The following is a 2,984-nucleotide window of genomic DNA, read 5'->3' as shown; positions in this document are numbered from 1 at the left end:
GGCCCGCATAAACCCAGGGGCCCCTTCCGATATCTGCGGGACGATGCAGAGGCATCGGGCGCCGAGTTCTTGCTCGACCTGGCGGCTCGTCCGGAAAACGCCGTCGACCGCTTCCCGCAGGGCTGCGATCCCGATGCTCGCCATGATGCCTAGCGACAGCGAAATGGCCAGCACGAGCGGAGCGACCGGCTTGCTCTTTTTCGTCGGTGCCACCGCCGGGCTGATGATCCTGGCGTCGGTGATCGGGAACGACTGCTGCTGGATCGCCTCCATGTAGCGCTGCAGGAAATTGTCGAACAGCGTGTGATAGACCTTTGCCGAGCTCTCGAGCTCCGCGAGCCCCAGCCGGTCGCGGTTGGTGAGCTGTCCCTCGGACACAAGCGCGGCCAGCGCGCGCTCCAAATTCTCCTCGCGCGTCTTGGCGATCTCATAGTCGCTGCGGTAGCTTCCGGCGACCCGACCGAGCTCGGCCGCAATGTTGCGGCGGATCTCGTCCATCTGGTCGCGCAGATGGCCGGCAGCGTCGTGATCGGAGCCGTAGCGGCCGGAGATGTTCGCCTCGCGCGCGGAAAGATCGATGAACTGGTTGCGCAGGCGGGTGATCACGTCGTTCTTGAGCGTATCGGCGACGGCGCCCTCGCTGACGTCCATCTTGCGCACCTGCTCGATGCGGTCGAGCCGGGCCTTCGCCTCGCTGGTCGCCCCGCGCGCGGCCGCAAGCTGGCTGTTCAGCTCGTAGAGCTGCTGCTCCCCGATCAGCCGGCTGAACGTGCCCGCGCCTGCAGTTGTCGGCCCGGCCCCGCCGAGATCGACGATCTTGTTCTTTTCCTTGAATTCGAGCACGGCGCGGTCGGCTGCGGTGGCCTTCGACCTCAATTCATTGATGCGGTCCTGCAGCCAGGCCCCGGCGCGAGTCACGGTCTGGTACTTGGCGCCGAGTTGGTCGTCGATATAGGCTTCAGCGATTGCGTTCGCGATTGTCGCCGCCTTCGCCGGGCTTTTCGATGTATAGGAGATATTGAGGGCGTAAGTCTTGTCAGCCCGGCTGATGGTGCGGTGGGCGAGAAATCGGTCCAGCGCGTGCTGCTCGCGATCTTCGATGCTTGGCCCTGCGGATGATGCGAAGGGGTTCCAGCTGGACGAGGCGGCGTACTCCGGATCATCGGCAAGACGCAGATTCCGCACGACATCGAGGCCGAGCTTGCGGGATGCCAGGATCTCGACCTGTGAACCCACCTGGAGCGTGTCCAGCGGCACGTCCCCTTGCGGCTGAAGCTGGTTCTGCAGGACTCGGAGCGTGGTGCTGTCGATCAGCAGGGTGGTGGTGGCCGTGTATTGCGCCGGGGTCAGCAGAAGGTAGAGCAGGCCGATTGCGAGCGCGGCGGCAGGCACGATGACAAAGACCCGGTACTGTCGCCGGGCCAGACCGGTCAGCTGCTCGATCAGGGCCGACATCGATCCGGAGGCTTCGCCCACCGTACGGTCGACGGCGGTTCGGCTCACCAGCATATCCATCGTGATTCAATTCCTCGGCCGGAAGGCAGACGTCGGTTGCGCCTCGCAAGCCGCGCGAACTGCGACGCGAAACCCGGTTGGCCAGACCGGCAACATACAATCGGCCCGACCACGGCCTTGAGGCGCAGCTGGTCTGGGCCGCAGTAGCCCATCTATAACATTGTCACGTTATCTCTAGCCGAGAAGTAATACACATTTGTAACAGTGTATGAGGCAGAGCCGGCCGGCAGATGAGAACTGCAGAGCCCTGGTGTGTCCACCACCGCGAGATGCGACCGCCCCGCAGCGCGCAGCACCTTCGTCTTCATCACTGTTCTTGGGCGGGTTTGCGAGGCCGGCAATTCGGAACCAAAGCCCTCATCCTGCATTCGCAACTTGTCATCGAATGCGCTCGACGGTGGAGATGATGAGGGACGCTACGTCGGAGGTTGCCGGGATCAGCGGCGCCGTTCACCTGTGTATCGACATGCAGAACATCTTCGCCCCCGGCGGCCTGTGGGCGACGCCCTGGATGGAGCGAGTCCTGCCGACGATCGTTTCGGTCGTTTCACGTCATCCGGAGAGAACGATCTTCACGCGCTTCATCACCCCGCAGGATCCGGAGGATCGCCCGGGGCAATGGCAGAGCTATTTTCGCCGCTGGCACCGGGCGACCCGGAGGCATCTGCCGTCATCGGCGCTCGAACTCGTGCCGGCCTTGAGCCGGTTCGTTCCGCCCGCTGCCGTGATCGACAAGCCGGCCTATTCTTCCTTCAGCTATCCCGGTCTCGCGAGCCTGCTGGTCGATAAGAACGTCGGCACCGTCGTGATATCGGGAGCCGAGACCGACGTCTGCGTCCTCTCGACGGTCCTGAGCGCCGTCGATCTCGGTTTCAGGATCGTCATCGTCGAGGACGCGCTGTGCAGCTCGTCCGACGTCGGGCACGATGCGCTCATGACAATGTATCGCACGCGCTTTCACGGCCAAGTCGACCTGGTGACGGCGGAAGAGCTGGCTACATTCTGGCAGGAGTAGGGTGCGCGGATACGATCCGTAAGCATCGAGGCGCGGTGCGCCGCGTGGGCCTTTAGCACGACACGAGCGACCGCGTGTCTATCGCTGCCGTTTCGTCATCTGACACCTCTCGCTGCCGAAGCTATAGGTGTCCACTGATTTAGGGGAGGCTCCTCGCCCATGGCGGCGCGTATCGTCCGTGCCTGATCGAATGCTTACGGCGAATTCCGACGCGACGTCGTCACGGGACTCGGTGCGCATCACCTTGCTTCACCTGGTCTGTCCTGGCGTGCACTGCGATCTGCCTTGCTGCAGTCCTTGCGCTTTCGATGCCCTTGGGGAAGCCGCTGCGGCTCGGATAGAGCTTGCGCCGGGCATCGCGCGGCGGGCGTCGCGGCTTAGTGGCCTGAGCGGCGCGATAGTCCAGCATGGCGATGCCGCCGACCATCAGCAGCGCCAGCGCAATGTTCCCCTT

The 2,984-nt window shown here is 63.9% G+C and carries 2 protein-coding genes and 1 pseudogene; 1 reads left to right on the top strand and 2 read right to left on the bottom strand.

The features are described 5' to 3' along the window. Positions 1-1,503, bottom strand: a 1,503-nt coding sequence (locus JHD07_RS36770) for a GumC family protein (protein ID WP_291631105.1), incomplete at its 3' end; no start/stop codon positions are given. A gap of 418 nt (positions 1,504-1,921) precedes the next feature. Between JHD07_RS36770 and JHD07_RS36765 the strand changes: the two genes are divergently transcribed. Then, positions 1,922-2,530 carry an isochorismatase family cysteine hydrolase gene (locus JHD07_RS36765; RefSeq protein ID WP_291631107.1) on the top strand — a complete coding sequence of 203 codons (609 nt, stop codon included), beginning with the start codon at positions 1,922-1,924 and terminating at the stop codon, positions 2,528-2,530. A gap of 220 nt (positions 2,531-2,750) precedes the next feature. Here the strand turns inward: JHD07_RS36765 and JHD07_RS36760 are convergent. After that, positions 2,751-2,984, bottom strand: a pseudogene (locus tag JHD07_RS36760) (hypothetical protein); the annotation flags it as partial.

The sequence above is a fragment of the Bradyrhizobium sp. genome, from assembly GCF_016462955.1.
In the GTDB taxonomy this organism is placed as follows: domain Bacteria; phylum Pseudomonadota; class Alphaproteobacteria; order Rhizobiales; family Xanthobacteraceae; genus Bradyrhizobium.
Note: the sequence above shows the minus strand (reverse complement) of the source record. Positions and strands in the feature narration are given on the sequence as shown.